15 protein-coding genes are annotated in these 16,467 nt (G+C 65.6%); 6 read left to right on the forward strand and 9 right to left on the reverse strand.

Annotated features, from left to right (window positions below; all coding sequences use genetic code 11):
* Positions 1 to 128: 128 nt before the first annotated feature.
* The gene (locus OKC30_RS14130) at positions 129 to 506 is read right to left on the reverse strand and encodes a hypothetical protein (protein ID WP_160838591.1); all 378 of its coding nucleotides are present in this window, start codon (positions 504 to 506) and stop codon (positions 129 to 131) included.
* Positions 507 to 678: 172 nt separating this feature from the next.
* On the opposite strand from OKC30_RS14130, the gene OKC30_RS14135 reads away from it, so the two are divergent.
* From OKC30_RS14135 to OKC30_RS14145, 3 genes are all read left to right on the forward strand, one after another.
* Positions 679 to 2,067, forward strand: a complete 1,389-nt coding sequence (locus tag OKC30_RS14135; protein ID WP_160838593.1) for a bifunctional NUDIX hydrolase/phosphatase PAP2 family protein — start codon at positions 679 to 681, stop codon at positions 2,065 to 2,067.
* A 9-nt stretch (positions 2,068 to 2,076) separates the two neighbouring features.
* The gene (ydiK, locus tag OKC30_RS14140; RefSeq protein ID WP_041211897.1) at positions 2,077 to 3,162 is read left to right on the forward strand and encodes an AI-2E family transporter YdiK; all 1,086 of its coding nucleotides are present in this window, start codon (positions 2,077 to 2,079) and stop codon (positions 3,160 to 3,162) included.
* A gap of 365 nt (positions 3,163 to 3,527) precedes the next feature.
* A complete protein-coding gene (locus tag OKC30_RS14145; RefSeq protein ID WP_160838595.1) occupies positions 3,528 to 4,232 on the forward strand; it encodes an SDR family oxidoreductase in 705 nt (234 codons plus the stop codon).
* Positions 4,233 to 4,322: 90 nt separating this feature from the next.
* Here OKC30_RS14145 and OKC30_RS14150 read toward each other — a convergent pair whose 3' ends face one another.
* From OKC30_RS14150 to OKC30_RS14165, 4 genes are all read right to left on the reverse strand, one after another.
* Positions 4,323 to 5,444 carry an agmatine deiminase family protein gene (locus tag OKC30_RS14150; RefSeq protein WP_270670336.1) on the reverse strand — a complete coding sequence of 374 codons (1,122 nt, stop codon included), beginning with the start codon at positions 5,442 to 5,444 and terminating at the stop codon, positions 4,323 to 4,325.
* Positions 5,445 to 5,460: 16 nt separating this feature from the next.
* Complete coding sequence (locus OKC30_RS14155) at positions 5,461 to 6,570, reverse strand: extracellular solute-binding protein (RefSeq protein ID WP_160838599.1); 1,110 nt, start codon at positions 6,568 to 6,570, stop codon at positions 5,461 to 5,463.
* On the reverse strand, positions 6,567 to 7,463 hold the full coding sequence (gene aguB, locus OKC30_RS14160; RefSeq protein ID WP_160838601.1) for an N-carbamoylputrescine amidase: 897 nt from the start codon (positions 7,461 to 7,463) through the stop codon (positions 6,567 to 6,569). Before aguB ends, OKC30_RS14155 begins: the two co-directional genes overlap by 4 nt.
* 64 nt (positions 7,464 to 7,527) lie before the next feature.
* Positions 7,528 to 8,580 (reverse strand): agmatine deiminase family protein, encoded by a 1,053-nt coding sequence (locus OKC30_RS14165; RefSeq protein ID WP_042880411.1) that lies wholly within the window; start codon positions 8,578 to 8,580, stop codon positions 7,528 to 7,530.
* 116 nt (positions 8,581 to 8,696) lie between these two features.
* Between OKC30_RS14165 and OKC30_RS14170 the strand changes: the two genes are divergently transcribed.
* A complete protein-coding gene (locus tag OKC30_RS14170) occupies positions 8,697 to 9,590 on the forward strand; it encodes a LysR family transcriptional regulator (RefSeq protein ID WP_160838603.1) in 894 nt (297 codons plus the stop codon).
* Between the two features lie 72 nt (positions 9,591 to 9,662).
* Positions 9,663 to 11,564, forward strand: a complete 1,902-nt coding sequence (gene dhaR / locus OKC30_RS14175; RefSeq protein ID WP_160838611.1) for a dihydroxyacetone kinase operon transcriptional regulator DhaR — start codon at positions 9,663 to 9,665, stop codon at positions 11,562 to 11,564.
* 59 nt (positions 11,565 to 11,623) lie between these two features.
* Here the strand turns inward: dhaR and dhaM are convergent, their stop codons facing one another.
* The 4 genes from dhaM to OKC30_RS14195 all read right to left on the reverse strand — a co-directional run bounded on the left by dhaM (position 11,624) and on the right by OKC30_RS14195 (position 15,638).
* Positions 11,624 to 12,340 carry a dihydroxyacetone kinase phosphoryl donor subunit DhaM gene (gene dhaM, locus OKC30_RS14180; protein ID WP_160838605.1) on the reverse strand — a complete coding sequence of 239 codons (717 nt, stop codon included), beginning with the start codon at positions 12,338 to 12,340 and terminating at the stop codon, positions 11,624 to 11,626.
* Between the two features lies 1 nt (position 12,341).
* Entirely contained in the window at positions 12,342 to 12,971 is a 630-nt protein-coding gene (gene dhaL, locus OKC30_RS14185) for a dihydroxyacetone kinase subunit DhaL (protein ID WP_005306235.1), read from the reverse strand.
* Positions 12,972 to 12,980: 9 nt separating this feature from the next.
* A complete protein-coding gene (gene dhaK, locus OKC30_RS14190) occupies positions 12,981 to 14,051 on the reverse strand; it encodes a dihydroxyacetone kinase subunit DhaK (protein WP_160838607.1) in 1,071 nt (356 codons plus the stop codon).
* A gap of 228 nt (positions 14,052 to 14,279) precedes the next feature.
* Entirely contained in the window at positions 14,280 to 15,638 is a 1,359-nt protein-coding gene (locus OKC30_RS14195) for an NCS2 family permease (protein ID WP_270664518.1), read from the reverse strand.
* 206 nt (positions 15,639 to 15,844) lie between these two features.
* Here OKC30_RS14195 and OKC30_RS14200 point away from each other — a divergent pair, with 206 nt between their 5' ends.
* The gene (locus tag OKC30_RS14200; protein ID WP_010675945.1) at positions 15,845 to 16,177 is read left to right on the forward strand and encodes a cupin domain-containing protein; all 333 of its coding nucleotides are present in this window, start codon (positions 15,845 to 15,847) and stop codon (positions 16,175 to 16,177) included.
* Positions 16,178 to 16,467 lie beyond the last annotated feature (290 nt).

Genomic DNA, 16,467 nt, shown 5'->3' on the forward strand with positions numbered 1-16,467 from the left:
TGTTTGGAGACAGCCAGTTTACCAGCACCCTGTCTGTCAACTTCCACTTCCCCAAGATCCCGCGAAGAACCTAAAAACAGGCCATCACATGATGGCCTGTTGTTTATCTGACCCGTGGCAGGGGAAGATCAGAAATGGCGGTCCTGCTCGGTGGGCTTGGCACCCTTCTCTTCGCTGTGCTCGATGGCGGTGCGGATAAGGTCGACGCCGGCCCGGATGATCAGCACCCCCATGTTGACCAGCTTGACGCAGACCCACATGAAGGTGATGAGCAGGATCAGCTTGAGCACCGTCTGGAAGGCCTCCAGGAAGTTCTGCTCCAGCTGGACGGTGAGCCCGTTGGCGCTGCTCATCAGCCAGGTGTACACCTCGCGCACGAAGGGGATCCGGCTCGGCATCTCCAGCACGTCCAGCGCCGCAGGCAGGGCCTGGAAGATGACGATGCTGCCAAACAGTATCAGGATGACGCCGATGGCAATCCCCAGAAAGAAACCGAACTGTCGCATGAAGAGCCCCACAATGTAGTGAATGAGAAGAACAATAGCCGCCAATACTAGGGACTGCCCGCGCAGACGGCAATCCTTGCGTCCCCGACAGGGTCGGTGCCCCCTGCAAGCCATTGCCCGGCCGTCTGATTTCTGTGACCCTTGTCCCCACTCCTTGCCCCTGGGTGCCATCATGTTTCGAGTCGTCTTCTGCCTGCTGCTGTTGCTGGGCGGTGCCCTGCCCGCCTCCCGCGCCGAATCCCCTCCCTCTGCGGCCGCCTGCGTGATCCGCCACCAGCAAGGGATCCTGCTGGTGCAGGACAGGCTCTCCTCGCGCTACAGCCTGAGCGGCGGTTACATCGACAGGGGGGAGAGCCCGGAGCAGGCGGCCCTGCGCGAGCTGTTCGAGGAGACCGGCCTGCAGGGTCGCGTCACCGGCGAGCTGGGGCGCTGGCAACGGGCCAGGGTGTTCGCCTGCCAGACCCTGGAGCCCCTGCGGGTCCAGCGGGGGACGGGGTTTGTCTCCCTGCTCCAGGCCCCGGATCTCGGTGGTGAGATCCTGAATGCCAGGCTGATCGCGGCCGCCGACCTGCCCCCTGACCAGCGTCGCTTCCCGGCGCAGCTCGACTGGATAGCCCCGAGACTGGCCGAGGTGCCCGAGAGCCAGGTGCTGTGGGCGACGGATTTCAGCGACGCGGCCAGTGCGCTGCACCGCGCCGAGTTGCCGCTGATCCAGCGCCTGCAACGGTGGCTAGGGCCGGATGCGCTCTGGCCAAGGGCGGGCAATCTGCTGGGCTCGGCCCCCTTCCAGCTGGCGCTGCTGCCCTTGCTGCTGCCCCTGCTCGGCTGGTCCAGGCTGCGCCACCTGCTGTTTGCCATGGTGCTGCTCACCCTGGTGGTGAACCTGCTCAAGGCGGGCATCGGCTGGCCCAGGCCCTTCCACCTGCAACCCGAGCTGGCCCGCCAGAGTGCCCAGGGCTTCGGCATGCCGAGCGGCCACGCCGCCTCGACCCTGCTCTACTGGGGCCTGCTGCTTGGCTGGCTGCCAGCGCTGCGGGTTTGGCAGGGGGCCCTGCTGGCCCTGTTGCTGGCCCTGTTGCTGGCCGGCGTGGCCGGGCTGGCCCGGGTCTGGCTGGGGGTCCACTTCCTCTCGGATGTGGTGGCCGGCCTTGCCCTGGGGGCCCTGCTGCTGGCACTGCGCGCCCCGCTGGCGAAGCTGGCGGCGCGCCCGCTCCCCTGGGCCGGGGTGCTCATCGCCAGCGCCCTCTCGGCCTGGCTCACCCAGTCCACCGCCCTGGCCGGGCTTGCCATGTTCACCCTGGGGCTGGTATCGGGTAATCTGCTATCACTCGAACGGAGCCCCACCCCCGCCCTGCCCGCCGCGCTGCTGACCCTGGCAGGGGGACTGGTCGTGGCAGGGCTCCTGTTCCTGGTGCCCGCGCTCACTAGCAGCTCTCTGCTGATCCTCGCGGGACAAGGGTGGCTCTTTGGCTGCCTGGGGTTCTGGCTCAGCGCCGGGCTCTGGTGGTCGTTGTCCGCTATCCGTCACGGTGCCCGAACCGGGCGCTCAACCCCTCGTTAAGGGAATGCCATGAATATGAAAAAAGTGGATTTGGCCAAGATCACCCTGGGCTTGCTGTTCCTCAGCCTGCTCATCATCTCGTGCTTCATGGTCTTGCGCCCCTTCCTGCCCGCCCTGGTGTGGTCGACCATGATCACCATCGCCACCTGGCCCCTGATGCAGATGGCCCAGCGCCTGCTGTGGGGCAAGCGCACCCTGGCGGCGTTGCTGATGACCAGCATCTTGCTGCTCATCTTCGTCATTCCCCTCTTCATGACGCTGGCCAACGTGGCGGAGAAGGCCCCCATGCTCATCGAGCTGGGCACCGAGCTCAGCCAATCCCCGCCCCCCGAGCTGCTCTGGTTGCAGCAAGTCCCCCTGGTGGGCGACAAGCTCTATGAGTTCTGGCAGCAGATCCTCGCGAGCGGCGGCCAGGTGCTGTTCACCAAGCTGGCCCCCTACTTCGGCCAGACCGCCCGCTGGCTGGCGGCCCAGGCGGGCAACCTCGGCCTGCTGTTCGTCCACTTCCTGCTGACCGTGGCCATCTGCGGCCTGCTCTACCACTCGGGGGAGAAGGCGGCAGAAGGCATTCGCCGCTTCGCCCACCGTCTGGCGGGCCAGCGCGGTGACAATGCGGTGGTGCTCGCCTCCCAAGCCATCCGTGCCGTCGCCATGGGGGTGGTGGTGACCGCCCTGGTGCAATCCTCGGTGGCGGGCCTGGGCCTGCTCATCGCCGGCATTCCCTATGTCATGGTGCTGGTGGTGCTGATGTTCCTGCTGATCGTCGCCCAGATAGGCCCCTTCCCGGTGCTGCTGGCCAGCGTCGGCTACCTCTACTGGAGCGGGGACACCACCTGGGGCACCTTCCTGCTGGTCTGGTCCCTGCTGGCGGGCACCATGGACAACTTCCTGCGCCCCTTCCTCATCAAGCGCGGGGCCGACCTGCCGCTGATCCTCATTCTGGTGGGGGTCATCGGCGGCCTGCTGGCCATGGGGATCATCGGTCTCTTCATCGGCCCCGTGGTGCTGGCAGTGGGTTACACCCTGCTGGATGCCTGGATCAAGGAAGATGACCAACCGGCGACCGCTCTGGTGGAACCGCCCAAGGCGCCGTGACGATTCATTCATCCCCGATGCACAGAGCCGCCCCAGGGCGGCTCTTCTGTTATTACCGTCCCATGCAGGTTCGATTAGCGAAGCGTAATCGGACGATCGAGATGCCGCTGTCCGGTGTGTCCATGAATCAGCGACATCTGTCAGCAGGGAAATATGGATGGCTGTTATAGCGGGAGAATTGATTTACGCGAACGTCCGATTACGCCTTATGACTAATCGAACTTAAAGCTGGTCGCGGCGTTTAGAACCAAAGTTCGAACCGGAACGCCAAAACACGAACCAGGGTTCGAATCACTCCTTCCCCTCCCCTGTTCCCTGCCGAAGGCGCCCGCCACAATGCCTGCACCATTGGAGGAGAACACAAGATGAACGAACTGAGAGCAACACGGGCCCTCATCAGCGGCGGCGCCAGCGGCATTGGACTGGCCATCGCCGAGGCCCTGGCCAGCCAGGGGGTGGAGCTGATCCTGGCTTCCCGCCGCCTGGGGCTGCTGGAGCAGGAAGCGGCCAGACTGGAGGCGCGATACGGGGTGCGAGTCATGGCACTGGCACTGGATGTGTGCGACGGCGATCAGGTGCGGGACGGCCATGCCCGGATCCGGGAGCGGCTCGGCCCCGTCGATCTGCTGATCAACAACAGCGGGGTCGGCAGCGACCACCTGGTGCAGGATCTGCCGGAATCGGAGTGGGACAGGGTGATGGATACCTGTGCCAAGGGCACCTTCCTGCTGACCCGGGCCTGCCTGCCGGACATGCTGGCGAGCCGCCACGGCACCGTCATCAACATCGCCTCCCAGGCCGCCAGGCACGGCTATGCCAGGGCCAGCGTCTACTGCGCCGCCAAGTTTGCGGTCCTGGGGTTCGCCCGGGCACTGCGGGAAGAGGTGCAGCACCAGGGCATCCGGGTCCACACCCTCTGTCCCGGACTGGTGCAGGTGCCGCCCCCGGCCTGTCCGGGCGATCGCAAGCCCGGCTGGCTGCAGGTGGAGGATCTGGCCGAGGCCGTGCTCTACACCCTGCGCCAACCCGCTCACGTCCAGCTCGACGAGATCGGCATGACTGGGATCTGAGCGAGGCACCATGGAACGCCAGCAAGGACAAGGGGCGCCGAGGCGCCCCTTGTTCTGCGTCACACCGCCAGAGGCGGCCTGCGCGTAAGATCAGGCAGGTTGATGGAGGGTGATGCAGTGGATGCCGCCGCCACCGGCCGCCACCGGGTCTATGTCTGTCTGCACTATCTTGCGCCCCGGATAGAGGCGGGCCAGCAGATCCCGGCAATGGCGGTCGGCCCTGGCATCCCCGAACTGGGGAGCGATGACGGCGCCGTTGATGGGCAGGTAGTTGATGTAACCGGCGGCAAAGTCCGGGCTGCGGCTGAACTTGTTGTCCCGCCCGCCCAGGGGCGGCGGCAGCTGATGCAGCTCCAGCTTGTTGCCGTCGGCGTCCGTCGCCTGCTGCAGGATGGCGAGGTGCTGGCGGGTCACCTTGTAGTCGTAGGAGTCGGGATCGTTGTCCATGTTGATCACCACCACCCCGGGGCGCACGAAGCGGGCGTAGAAGTCCACGTGGGCATCCGTGATGTCACGGCCCTTGATCCCCGGCAGCCAGATGATCTTGCGCAGCCCCAGATTGGCCTTGAGCTCCGCCTCCACCTGCGCCTTGGTGAGGCCGGGGTTACGGTTGCTGTTGATCCAGCTGCTCTCGGTCATGATGGCGGTGCCGTTGCCGTCCACCTCGATGCCGCCCCCCTCACCGATGAGCTCGCTCTGCAGGTAATAGGCATCCGTCTGCCGGCCCACCAGGGCGGCGACCCTGGCGTCATGGCTGTGCTCCTGCTTGTCACCCCAGCCGTTGAAGTTGAAGTCCATCAGACCGAGCCCTCCCTGCTCGTCCTGCACGAAGACGCCGCCGGTATCCCGCAGCCAGATGTCATCCATCTCGGCGTGGACGAAGTGGGTGTTGCGCTCGCCGCACAACTGGCGCGCCAGCGCCTCGTCATCCTCGTGGCAGAGCACGTTGACCCGGGTGTAGGGCACCATGGCCTGCACCAGCCGCCCTATGGTGGCCTGCACCTCCTTGTAGTGGCGACCCCAGATCTCGCTGGTGGCCCCGAAGGCCACCCACACCAGGGCCTGGGGGGAGGACTCCTCCGGCATGTGGTAGCGAGCGGCGGCGCCGGGTTCGCCGGCGGCGAAGGCCGCGCGGGCACCGGGCAGGCTGCCAAACCCGGCAATGGCGCCAAGGGCAACCAGCTGTTTCAATACGTGGCGTCGGGAAAACATCGTTCTACTCCTGGGTTCAGAGGCTGCTCTTGAAGCGAGTCCAGGCTCGCATGCGGGCACGCATCTGGGATTGTGCTATATCCAGACCCGGAATGAGCCGCTGGTAGCTGGCCTCGTCCAGGTAGATATCCGGGTTGGCCGTCATGGTGGCATCCACCATGGGTCTGGCCTTGGCACTGGCAGTCGGATAGCCGGTGCTGTTGGTGATGGCCGCCATGTTGGCCGGGCGCATCACGAAGTTGATAAAGGCATAGGCATAGTCAGGATGGGGGGCATCCGCCGGGATCGCCATGGTGTCCATCCAGATGGTGCTCCCCTCCTTCGGCAATCGGTATTCGAAGTCGACCCGCTTGCCCGCCTCGGCGGCGGCGCGCCTGGCCTGGGTCATGTCGCCGCTGTAGCCCAGGGAGAGACAGAGATCCCCGTTCACCAGCTGGGTCACCGGCTGGGACTGGAACTTGCGGATATAGGGCTTGATCCCCTTGAGCAGGGCCAGGGCCGCCTCCAGATCGTCCGCCTTGCCGCTTCGGGGATCCCGCCCAAGATAGTGCAGCACCACCGCCAGCATCTCGTCCGGGGAGTCGATGACCGAGATGCCGCAATCTGCAAATTTCGCCGCCAGCTCTGGCTTGAAAAGCATGTCCAGGCTGCTGACCGGGGCATCCGGCATCCTCTGCCGGATGGCGTCCGCGTTGTAGGTGAGCCCTATGGTGCCCCAGGTGTAGGGCACCACCGCCTCCTTCGCATGGGGGTAGGCCTGCTGCAACCGCGCCAGGCCGGGGTCTATGTCCCCCAGGTGTTGCAGCTTGCCCTTGTCGAGGGGCTGCAGACTGCCCGCCCGCATCAGCCGCTCCGCTACCGTGTCCCCCGGGAAGATGAGGTCATACCCGCTGCGACCCGCCATCAGCTTGGCCTCCAGGGTCTCGCTGCTGTCCATCACGTCGTAGATGACCCGGATCCCGGTCTCCCGGGTGAACTCGCTCAGGGTATCGGGGGCGAAATAATCGGACCAGTTGTAGAGGCGCAGCACCTTCTCCTCTGTCGCCTCCCCCGCCCCTTCTGCGGCCTGGGCCCCCAGACCCAGCAGCAGGGCCAGTGCCGTGGCTATCTTGGTCAAGGCGCTCATGATAGACGCCCTCCCCGATGGCTGCGTCCGTCCAGGCTCAGCAAGGCGCCATACATCTCGGGGCGACGATCCCGGTAGATGCCCCAGGTCAGCCGCTCCTCGGCCATGGCGGCAAGATCCAGCTCCCGCACCAGCACGCCCGGGGTATCCCTGTCCGCCTCGGCCAGCAGGGCCCCCTTGTGATCCGTGATGAAGGAGGAGCCATAGAAGCGCATCTGCAACGCGGGATCCCGGGTCGCCACCTCGTGGCCCACCCGGTTGGCGGCGATCACCGGCATGATGTTGGCGGCGGCATGGCCGCGCTGGGTCAGCTGCCAGTGATCCCGGGAATCGAGCCCCTCTGCCCCCGGCTCCGAGCCGATGGCGGTGGGATAGAGCAGCAGCTCGGCCCCCTGCAGCGCCATGGCGCGGGCCGCCTCCGGGAACCACTGATCCCAGCAGATGCCGACCCCGATGCGGCCGGCGGCCGTGTCCCAGACCCTGAACCCCGTATCCCCCGGGCTGAAATACTCCTTCTCCTGATAGCCGATGGCGTTCGGGATATGGGTCTTGCGATAGACCCCGAGCAGGCGACCATCCGCATCCGCCATCGCCAGGGAGTTGAAGTAGGCATTGCCGGCACGTTCGAACCAGCTGATGGGCAGCACCACCCCCAGCTCCCGCGCCAGGGCCGAGAAACGGCGCAACACCCGGCTCTGCTCGAACGACTCCGCCAGCGCCAGATGGCCGTGGTATTGCTCGATGCAGAAATAGGGGGTGGCGAAAAGCTCCTGCAACAGCACCAGGTTGGCCCCCCTGGCGGCGGCTTCCCGTACCAGGCTCGCCGCTGTGTCCAGATTGCGCTCCAGCTCCCAGCTGCAAGCGAATTGTGTGGTGGCGACGACCTTGTTCATGAATCTCTCCTCCCTGATCCCGTCATGAGGCCTCGCAGACGCCTGACGAGGCCGATCCAAACGCTTACCCCTGCACCGGCCAGGCCGGCTGCTGCTGGGTGATGCAGTGAATGCCGCCCCCGCCGTGGGCCAACTGGTTGATGCGCACCGGCACCAGCTGCCTGTTCGGGAAGGCGCGCCTCAGTACCTCCCCCGCCGCCTCGTCCGCGCCTACGCCATAGGCGGGCATGATGATGGCGCCGTTGGCGATGTAGAAGTTGGTGTAGGAGGCGCAGAACACCTCCGCCTCGGCGTCCACCGCCTCGCTCGCCTCGAACAGCTCGAGGCACTCGAAGGAGCGACCTCTCGCATCGGTGGCCAGGGCCAGGGCTCGGCGATTCTCCCGCACCACGCGGCCATAGGTGGAGTGCCCGTCCAGGGTAGCGTCCACCAGCAGGTGACCGGGGCGGCTGAAGGCGCAGACCCCGTCCACATGACCGTCCGTCATGTCGCCGGTGACGTGGTCCGGATCCCCCGGCAGCCAGATAGTCTTCTCGATGCCGAGCAGGCGGCTGAAGATCCGTTCGATCTCCACTTTGGTCATGCCGGGGTTGCGGTTGCTGTTGAGCAGCACCGACTCCGTGGTGATCAGGGTGCCCTCCCCATCCACATGGATGGCGCCCCCTTCGTTGGCGAGGAAGCTGCCGATGCACTCCAGCTCCAGGCTGTTGAGAACGCGCCGCGCCAGCCCCTCATCCAGACCGTGGGCCGACTTGCCGCCCCAGGCGTTGAAACGCCAGCTGATCCCGGCGGTGCCAAGCTCGGGATGGCAGATGAAGGTGGGGCCGGAGTCACGGCACCAGCTGTCATCCACCGGCAGGGGAATGAAGCGCACCCCGTCGCCGCACAGGGCGCGAGCCTCGGCCTGTGCGGCGGGATCCACCACCAGGTTCACCGGTTCGAAGCGGGCGATGGCATTGACCACCCGGGCGAAGTCCTGCTGGACCTGGGGCAGGGTTACGCCCCAGCCGTTTTCCCACAGCGCCTTGTTGTGCGGCCAGACCATCCAGGTCGCCGCGTGCCGGCACCACTCCGCTGGCATGAACCAGCCCACAGCCCTCATTCCCTGCTCGCGCATCTCAGCCTCTCTGATTAGGTACTATTAAGGTTGTTGACGATGGGAATAGACTATTCGCCCCTATGATGGGTAACAAACGATCGATTTTCGATAAAAGTGATAAGCAGAGCTAATCAATGATGTTCAAACACTGGCCCCCTCTCAACGTGCTGCGCGGCTTCGAGGCGGCGGCCAGGCTCGGCAGCTTTCATCAGGCGGCCCAGGAGCTGCACCTCACCCAGTCTGCCATCAGTCAGCAGATCCGCTCGCTGGAGGAGCTGCTTGGCCAGCCTCTGTTTCACCGCCAGGGACGTTCCGTCGCCCTGACCGACGCGGGCCAGGATCTGCTGGAGACGACCCAGCAAGTGCTGCTGCAACTGGCGGTGGGAATACAGCGCCTCGAGCAGTACCGCAAGCCGAACCAGCTGGTGCTCAACACCAGTACCGCCATCGCCCGCCTCTGGCTGCTGCCCCGGCTGGCCGACCTTCACCGCCAGCATCCGGGCATCGATCTCTGGCTGTTCACCAGCGACGACACGCCGAACATGGCCGAGCAGACCATCGACATTTCGCTGCGCTGGGGGCTGGCTCCCCAGGCGGAATGCCGCCATCAGCCGCTGCTGGCGGATCGGCTGCTGCCGGTGGCGAGCCCGGCCGTGCTGGCACAGCCCGCGCAGGAACGCACCACCCTGCACGGGGAGCGGGAGATGGACTGGCACCACTGGACCCTCAAGGGCGGCGACGATCTGCACCTGCAGACCCAGGGGCTCAACTTTTCCGATCCCGGCTTGTTGCAGGATGCGGCCAGCGCCGGGCTCGGGGTGGCGCTGGCGAGCGAGCTGCTCTCTCGCGACGCACGCCGACAGGGGTGGCTGCTGCCCCTCTCGTCCCACCGGGTGGCCGGGCCGAACTGGAACATGCTGATCCATCAGGAGAGCGAAGGCAGTCCCCAGTGCCGGGCGGTGAGCCAATGGCTCCAGCAGCAGTTTGCTGCAGAGGCTGCCACCCGGGGCAAGGACGCGACACTCTGAGAGCGGTCACTGAATCGGGGCGGCAAGGGTGATTAAATGGCCTCTTCCCTTTTGCCGGATATCGCCGTGACCATGCCATCCGTCCCCCAGCCCCTCTCGTCCTGGCCCGAGCACCTGCAGGCCTCCTGGCTGCGCTGTGCCCACCAGACCAGCGCGTCCCTCTGGCATCCTCCCCACTGCGCCAGAGGGCAGACCCTGGAGAGCCTGCGCCAGCGCAAACGGGACCTGCTCACCACCGGCGAGATGGCGCTGGAGGATCTCTACGAGTTCATGGAGGGGCGCCCCTGCGTCCTGCTGCTCACAGACGAGAGCGGTTGCCTGCTGGCCCGGACCGGCCACCCCGATACCCTGCAGGCGCTGGCGGCACTCGGTTTTGGCCCAGGCGCGTTTTTCAGCGAGGGACGCATCGGCACCAATGCCGTCAACCTGGCGGCCCTGGAGGGGGTGCCGCTCTGCGTCAGCGGTCCCCAACACTTCAACCAGAGTCTGCACCCCTGGCACTGCTGTGCCAGCCCCGTCTACAACAGCACCGGTCGCCAGGTGGCGATCGTGGCCCTGATCTGCCGGGTGGAAGAGGCCGCGCCGGGAGATCTCGCGCTCACCGTCAGCGCCGGCCGTGAGATGGCCAATCTGCTGCAGATGGAGCGCCTGATGCAGGAGTCCCAGCACCACTTGAGCGAGCTCTATGCCCTGCTGGATGGCATGGAAGACGGCGTGCTGGCCTGGGATCCCCAGGGGCGGCTGCGCTACCTCAACGCCCTGGCGGCCAGTCGGCTGCAACTCGACCCGGCTGTCTGCCTGGGCCAGCCCCTCGATCACCATCTGCTGATGCCCCAGCGCCTGCGTCTGGCCATCGCGGAGATGACCCCCCTGAGCCATGTGGAGGTGACGCTGGAGCGGCGGGAAACCCGGGGCGAGGCCTTCATCGACGCCCTGGTGAGCCTCAAGCCCCTGCCGGGGCCGGACGGGGTCAGCTTCATCGTCCTGCTCCATCCCACCGATCGGCTGCGCGCCATTCATCAACTGCGCCAGACGGTGCCCGAGCTCTCCGCCCTGGTGGGGGAGTCTAGCGCCATGCGCAAACTGCTTCGCCACGCCCGCCAGGCGGCCAGGGGACAGGGCCCCGTCCTGCTGCGAGGGGAAGAGGAGGTGGGCAAGGCCCAACTGGCGGAGGCCATCCACTTTGGCAGCGAGCGAGCCGCCGGCCCCCTGGTCATCTTCAACTGCCAGGCATGGCCGAGGGAGCGGATGGCGCTGGAACTCATGGGGTCCGACGAGGCGGGGCAGGAGCGGGCCGGCAAGTTCGAGCTGGCTCACGGTGGCAGCCTGGTGCTGGAGCAGGTGGAGTGCCTGCCCGCCCCCATGCAGGCCGCCCTGTTGCAACTGCTCAAGACGGGGCGCATCCAGCGCTTCGACTCCGCCCGCATCCTGCCCCTCAGGGTGAGGATCATCGCGACCAGCAGCGCCCCGCTGGAGCAGCGGGTGCAGGAGGGGGGATTCGGTCGCCAGCTGCTCTATGCGCTGCAAGGGTGCGAACTCTGGCTGCCGAGCCTGCGGGAGCGCAGCGCCGATCTGCCCGGCCTCATCCGCCAGCACCTGGCGGTGCAGGGGGGCGGGCCGGGGCGCCAGTTCACCCCTGACGCCCTCGACTGCCTGCTAGCCTACCCCTGGCCCGGCAACCTGGGGGAGCTGCGCAGCGCCATCGAGTATGCCCTGCTGCATTGCAGTGAGGCACAGATCCCGCCCCGGGCGCTCCCGGCCGCCATCCGCCATGGTCATTGCCTGCTGGCGGACGAGGTGGTGGGACAGCCGCTGCTCACCCTGGCGGAGCTGGAGCATCAGGCGATCCTGCGGGCCGCCCGTGCCAGCAAGGGCCAGGTCAGCCAGATGGCGCGCCAGCTCGGGATCAGCCGCACCACCCTCTGGCGGCGACTCAAACTGCTCGACATCGATCCCGCCGACTACCATCACTGACCAGAACGCCCCTCAAACAAGCGGGCCCCGTCGTGACGGGGCCCGGATGGGGGAATGTTTCAGTCGCCGAAGCGATCCCGCGCCAGTTGCTGGAAGCAGCTCAGCGCCGCCCCGGCATCCTCCCCTCGCGCCAGCAGGATGAGCCTGTCCCCCTGGCGCACATCGAGCATGGCGAGCCGGCTCAGGCTGCGGGGATTCGCCTCTTTCTCCCCCTTTTGCAGCCTGAGTTCAGCGGCAAAGGGCTTGAGTGCCGCGACCAGCCGGGCGGCGGGGCGCACATGCAGGCCGTGGGGGTTATCGACCACCACCTCGCAGCGCAGCCAGCCGTCGTCGGCAACGGGAGCTGTCTCGGTGGTGGCCTGCGCCGCACTGGCAGGCAGCATTCCCTGTTTCGGGCCCAGGGCGCCAAGCGCCTCGGCGGCTACCTCGTCCAGCGTCAGGCCTGCGCCAGCGGCCACCACCGCCGCCAGAGTGCCCTCGACCAGCGGAGCGGGGCTGAGCCGCACCCGGGCGCTCAGCTCGGGGGGCAGCAGTTCAAGGGCGGTCTCGGCGCTCAGGAGGGCGCTGCCCAAGTCCATCAGCACCAGCACCCCGCTGCCGTCATCCGCCTCTTCCATCGCACTCATCACGGCGATGGCGTCGGTGCCGATGGGATGGGCGGGGTCATCGACCCCGGCCGCCAGCAACAGTTTCGCCGGGCTGCCCAGCTGATCGGCCAGGGCTTTCAAACCGGCCGCAAGCATGGCGCTGTGAGAGACCACTACGATGCCGATCATGTCACAACCTCGCTCTGTCACGCAGGGCGGTCAGCAGCAGCAGGGTCGAGGTGGCCCCCGCATCCTGATGGCCGATGCTGCGCTCACCAAGATAGCTGGCGCGCCCCTTGCGAGCCTGCATCTGGATGGTGGCCTCGGTGCCCGCTGCGGCGGCAGCCACCGCCTTGTCCAGCGCCTCGGGGAGCGGCAGGCCCTGTTGTTCCGCCTGCTGCAGGGCGGCCAGAGCGGGCCACCAGGCGTCGCACATGGTCTTGTCACCCGGCTCGGCGCGGCCGCGGGAGACGATCCCCTCCACCCCGTCGCTCAGCATCTTGCCGAGCTGGCCGAGGGTCAGGCTCTGGCAGGCATCGCTGCTGGCCGCGGCCCGGATGAAGAAGGTGCCGTAGAGGGGTCCGCTGGCGCCACCGACCGAGGAGAGCAACGTCATACCGGTGGTTTTGAGAACCTGGCCGATGTCCTTGTCCGCCACCGCGGGCAGCTTCTCCGCCACCTTGGCAAAGCCGCGCTGCATGTTGAGGCCGTGGTCGCCGTCGCCGATGTCGGTATCCAGCGCCGTGAGGTAGTCACGCTGCTCGGTGAAGATGTGCTCGCAGTCGAGCAGCCAGTTGACGATCTGATGCTTGCTTAACATGAATATTCCTCAGCAGCCGCGCCGCAGGGCCGGGGTGTGAACGGGGGCATCCCACAGGGTCATCAGCTCGTCATCCACCTTGAGCAGGGTGATGGAGATGCCGGTCATGTCGAGAGAGGTGCAGTAGGGGCCGATGAGGTTGCGCACCAGGTGGATGCCCGCCTCTTCACACAGGGTGGCGAGGCGACCATAGACGCCGTAGAGCTCGGAGACAGGGGTGCCGCCGAGGCTGTTGACCAGGACGATGACCCGGTCACCCCCATTGAGCGGCTCGATAAAGGTGTGCTCTTCCTGCCAGCTGCCGGTGGCTCTGTCCCAGTGGCGCAGGGTGCGGCCATAGGAGCTGTTGTCGGTCAGCTCCTTGAACATGTCGTCCACCAGGGCGTTGAGGTCGGTGAAGGGACGGCGCTCGATGCCCGGCTCGCCGTGGATACCGACGCCGAACTCCACCTCGTTGTCCGCCAGGGTGAAGGAGGGCTTGCCGGCAGCAGGGACGGTGCAGGCATGCATGGCCACGCCTATGGTGCGGCTCTGGTTGTTGATGCGACGGGCCAGCGCCTCGCAGCGCGCCAGATCGTAGCCCGCCTCGGCGGCGGCACCGACCAGCTTCTCGCACAGCACTGTCGTGGCAACCCCGCGGCGGCCAGCGGTGTAGAGGCTGTCCTTCACCGCCACGTCGTCATCGATGAGGGCGAAGCCCACCTTGACCCCGTCACCGTGAAGCAGCTCGACCGCAGTCTCGAAGTTGAGCACGTCGCCGGTGTAGTTCTTCACCAGAAACAGCACGCCGGCGCCGCCGTCGACGGCCTGACCGCACTCGTACATCTGATCCGGGGTCGGGGACGTGAAGATCTCGCCGGGGCAGGCACCATCCAGCATTCCTTTACCCACCAGGCCACCGTGCATGGGCTCGTGGCCGCTGCCGCCACCGGAGACCAGCGCCACCTTGCCCGTCACGGGGGAATCGGCGCGGGTGATGTAGTGGGGTTCGATTCGCACCTTGAGCTCGGGGTGGGCAGCAGCCATCCCCATCAGTTGTTCACGGACCACGGCATCGACAGCGTTGATCAGCTTCTTCATGGCTCACTCCTTGGCTTGCCACCATACGGGTGGACAGATGGTTGATGCAGCCAGTCTAGCGAGCCATAGGGGGATAAAAATGACAGGGATTTCGGTTCGGATCTGAAACAACAAACGAAGCCTGACGTTTCAATCTGAAACGAGCGGATGGGGAAGATCCGGGAAAGTGTTAGCCGCCTCACAGCCATGAAAAAGGGCCCCGCAGGGCCCTTCTCGATAGCGTGAGGATTAGATGGCCCAGCCACCGGCGTAGAAGATCACCAGGGCCACAGCGATGATGACGGTGCCGATGTTGAGCTTCTTCCACTCGGCGGCAAACAGGCGGCCGACCACCAGGGCCACGAAGCCCAGCATGATGCCGGTGACGATGTTGCAGGTGAGCACGATGAAGACGGCGCACAGCATGCCGGAAAGGGCATCGACCGAGTCGTTGAAGTCCAGCTTGGTGACGTTGCCCAGCATCAGCAGGCCCACATACATCAGGGCCGGTGCGGTGGCGTAGGCCGGTACCAGATAGCTCAGCGGGGAGAGGAAGATCATCAGTAGGAAGAGCACGCCGACCAGAGTGGCGGTCAGGCCTGTCTTGCCACCGGCCGCAGTCCCTGCGGCAGACTCGATATAGACGGCAGCCGGAGCACCGCCGACGGCGCCAGCCACCATGCTGCTGACGGAGTCCGCAGTCAGGGCCTTGCCACCGCTGATGATGTGACCACGCTCGTTGATGAGGCCAGCCTGACCGGCCACGGCACGGATGGTGCCGGTGGCGTCAAACACGGCGGTCATCACCAGCGCCAACACGGTCGGAATCACCACCGGATTGAGGGCGCCCAGCAGATCCATGCTGCCCACCAGGGAGCCATTCTCGCCACTCAGGCTCGGCATGGCGAAGAAGCCCTGCCAGGTTACTTTCGGATCGAAGATGAGGCCGAGGATGGAGATGGCGATGATCACCATCAGGATACCGCCCGGCACCTTGCGGCGCTCCAGGCCGAAGATGGCAGCCAGACCCAGCACCGTCATGATGACCGGGAAGGCGGTGATCTCGCCGAGCTGCACCGGCAGGCCCGCCCCTTCATTTTTGATCACCATGCCGACCCCGTTGGTGGCGATCAGCAGCAGGAACAGGCCGATACCGATGCCGGTACCGTGGGCGATGCCGGAGGGAAGGTTGTCCAGGATCCACTGGCGCACGCCGGTGACGCTGATCAGGGTGAACAGCCCCCCCATCAGGAAGATGGCACCCAGCGCGACCGGAATGCTCAGCCCCTGCCCCAGCACCAGGCTGAAGGCGGTAAAGGCGGTGAGAGAGATGGCACAACCGATGGCCATCGGCAGCTTGGCCCAGAGCCCCATCAGCAGGGAACCGAAGGCGGCGATCAGGCAGGTGGCCACAAACACCGGGCCCTGCTCAAAACCGGCTGCGCCCAGCATGTTCGGCACGACGATGATGCTGTAGACCATCGCCAGGAAGGTGGTCAACCCGGCCAGCAGCTCCTGTCGCACCGTGCTGCCACGCTGGCTGATGGAGAAATAGGAATCCAGAAACCCGCCATTGCCGGCGCGGGCCGTCGCTTGTTGCGTTGCCATAGTTCATCCTGAAAGTGTGAAGGAAATCGTTTGCTTGCTGGCGCGCAAAATAGCAAAAATTTGGCGAGATTGCAGCGGATAAGCCTCCATATCCCCGAAGTTTTTCATAAAAGGGCTCGTTGGAGGCCTCATTTTCCATGAGAGCGGCCCATCCCAAGCTTCTACACTCTTAGCTAGCCACGTTCCCATCTACCGGAGAGAAGCCCATGCACACAGGCAACCTGCTTGGCCAGATCCCCTCCCCCCTGCCCAGTGAAGTGTTCGCGGATCTGGTCAGTACCAACAATGTTCGTATCGAGCGCATCCTCTCCCAGGGGCAGCAGACCCCTACCGGAGAGTGGTTCGATCAGGATGAACACGAATGGGTATTGCTGGTGCAGGGAGAGGCCATCCTGGTCTTCATCACACCGGATACCGGGGTACAGGAACGCGTCCATCTGGGGCCGGGGGATTACATCAACATCCCGGCGCACCTTCAGCACAGGGTGGAGTGGACCCATCCGACCGAGACAACCGTCTGGCTCTGCGTCTATTACTAGCAAGCTCACGGCTCAAGAAGGCAATGCTTCTGCTGCGAAGATCGAAGAGGAGACCGTGGAGACGAAAAAAAGCCCAGTCTGTCGACTGGGCTTCTTGTTAGTGGCATAACGGACGCAGAGACGGACAAAGTCCGGCTCAAGCACAAGGAACAACAGACCGGGACAAAGTTGCCAGTGGCAAGTCATACCAATCGGATTAAACATTAGGTCAGCTTTATCCAATCTCGGCTACAAAGTGACATCACCCGCTCCACATCGGCAATAAAGTGCTTCCAGGCCGATGTGCAGGC

Source organism: Aeromonas sp. QDB18 (assembly GCF_027705325.1).
Taxonomy (GTDB): Bacteria; Pseudomonadota; Gammaproteobacteria; order Enterobacterales; family Aeromonadaceae; genus Aeromonas; species Aeromonas caviae.

Excerpts from the sequence above, each read along its gene's own strand:
- OKC30_RS14130 (WP_160838591.1), bottom strand. The coding sequence starts at position 506 with ATGCGACAGTTCGGTTTCTTTCTGGGGATTGCCATCGGCGTCATCCTG.
- OKC30_RS14135 (WP_160838593.1), top strand. The coding sequence starts at position 679 with ATGTTTCGAGTCGTCTTCTGCCTGCTGCTGTTGCTGGGCGGTGCCCTG.
- ydiK (WP_041211897.1), top strand. The coding sequence starts at position 2,077 with ATGAATATGAAAAAAGTGGATTTGGCCAAGATCACCCTGGGCTTGCTG.
- OKC30_RS14145 (WP_160838595.1), top strand. The coding sequence starts at position 3,528 with ATGAACGAACTGAGAGCAACACGGGCCCTCATCAGCGGCGGCGCCAGC.
- OKC30_RS14150 (WP_270670336.1), bottom strand. The coding sequence starts at position 5,444 with ATGTTTTCCCGACGCCACGTATTGAAACAGCTGGTTGCCCTTGGCGCC.
- OKC30_RS14155 (WP_160838599.1), bottom strand. The coding sequence starts at position 6,570 with ATGAGCGCCTTGACCAAGATAGCCACGGCACTGGCCCTGCTGCTGGGT.
- aguB (WP_160838601.1), bottom strand. The coding sequence starts at position 7,463 with ATGAACAAGGTCGTCGCCACCACACAATTCGCTTGCAGCTGGGAGCTG.
- OKC30_RS14165 (WP_042880411.1), bottom strand. The coding sequence starts at position 8,580 with ATGCGCGAGCAGGGAATGAGGGCTGTGGGCTGGTTCATGCCAGCGGAG.
- OKC30_RS14170 (WP_160838603.1), top strand. The coding sequence starts at position 8,697 with ATGATGTTCAAACACTGGCCCCCTCTCAACGTGCTGCGCGGCTTCGAG.
- dhaR (WP_160838611.1), top strand. The coding sequence starts at position 9,663 with ATGCCATCCGTCCCCCAGCCCCTCTCGTCCTGGCCCGAGCACCTGCAG.
- dhaM (WP_160838605.1), bottom strand. The coding sequence starts at position 12,340 with ATGATCGGCATCGTAGTGGTCTCTCACAGCGCCATGCTTGCGGCCGGT.
- dhaL (WP_005306235.1), bottom strand. The coding sequence starts at position 12,971 with ATGTTAAGCAAGCATCAGATCGTCAACTGGCTGCTCGACTGCGAGCAC.
- dhaK (WP_160838607.1), bottom strand. The coding sequence starts at position 14,051 with ATGAAGAAGCTGATCAACGCTGTCGATGCCGTGGTCCGTGAACAACTG.
- OKC30_RS14195 (WP_270664518.1), bottom strand. The coding sequence starts at position 15,638 with ATGGCAACGCAACAAGCGACGGCCCGCGCCGGCAATGGCGGGTTTCTG.
- OKC30_RS14200 (WP_010675945.1), top strand. The coding sequence starts at position 15,845 with ATGCACACAGGCAACCTGCTTGGCCAGATCCCCTCCCCCCTGCCCAGT.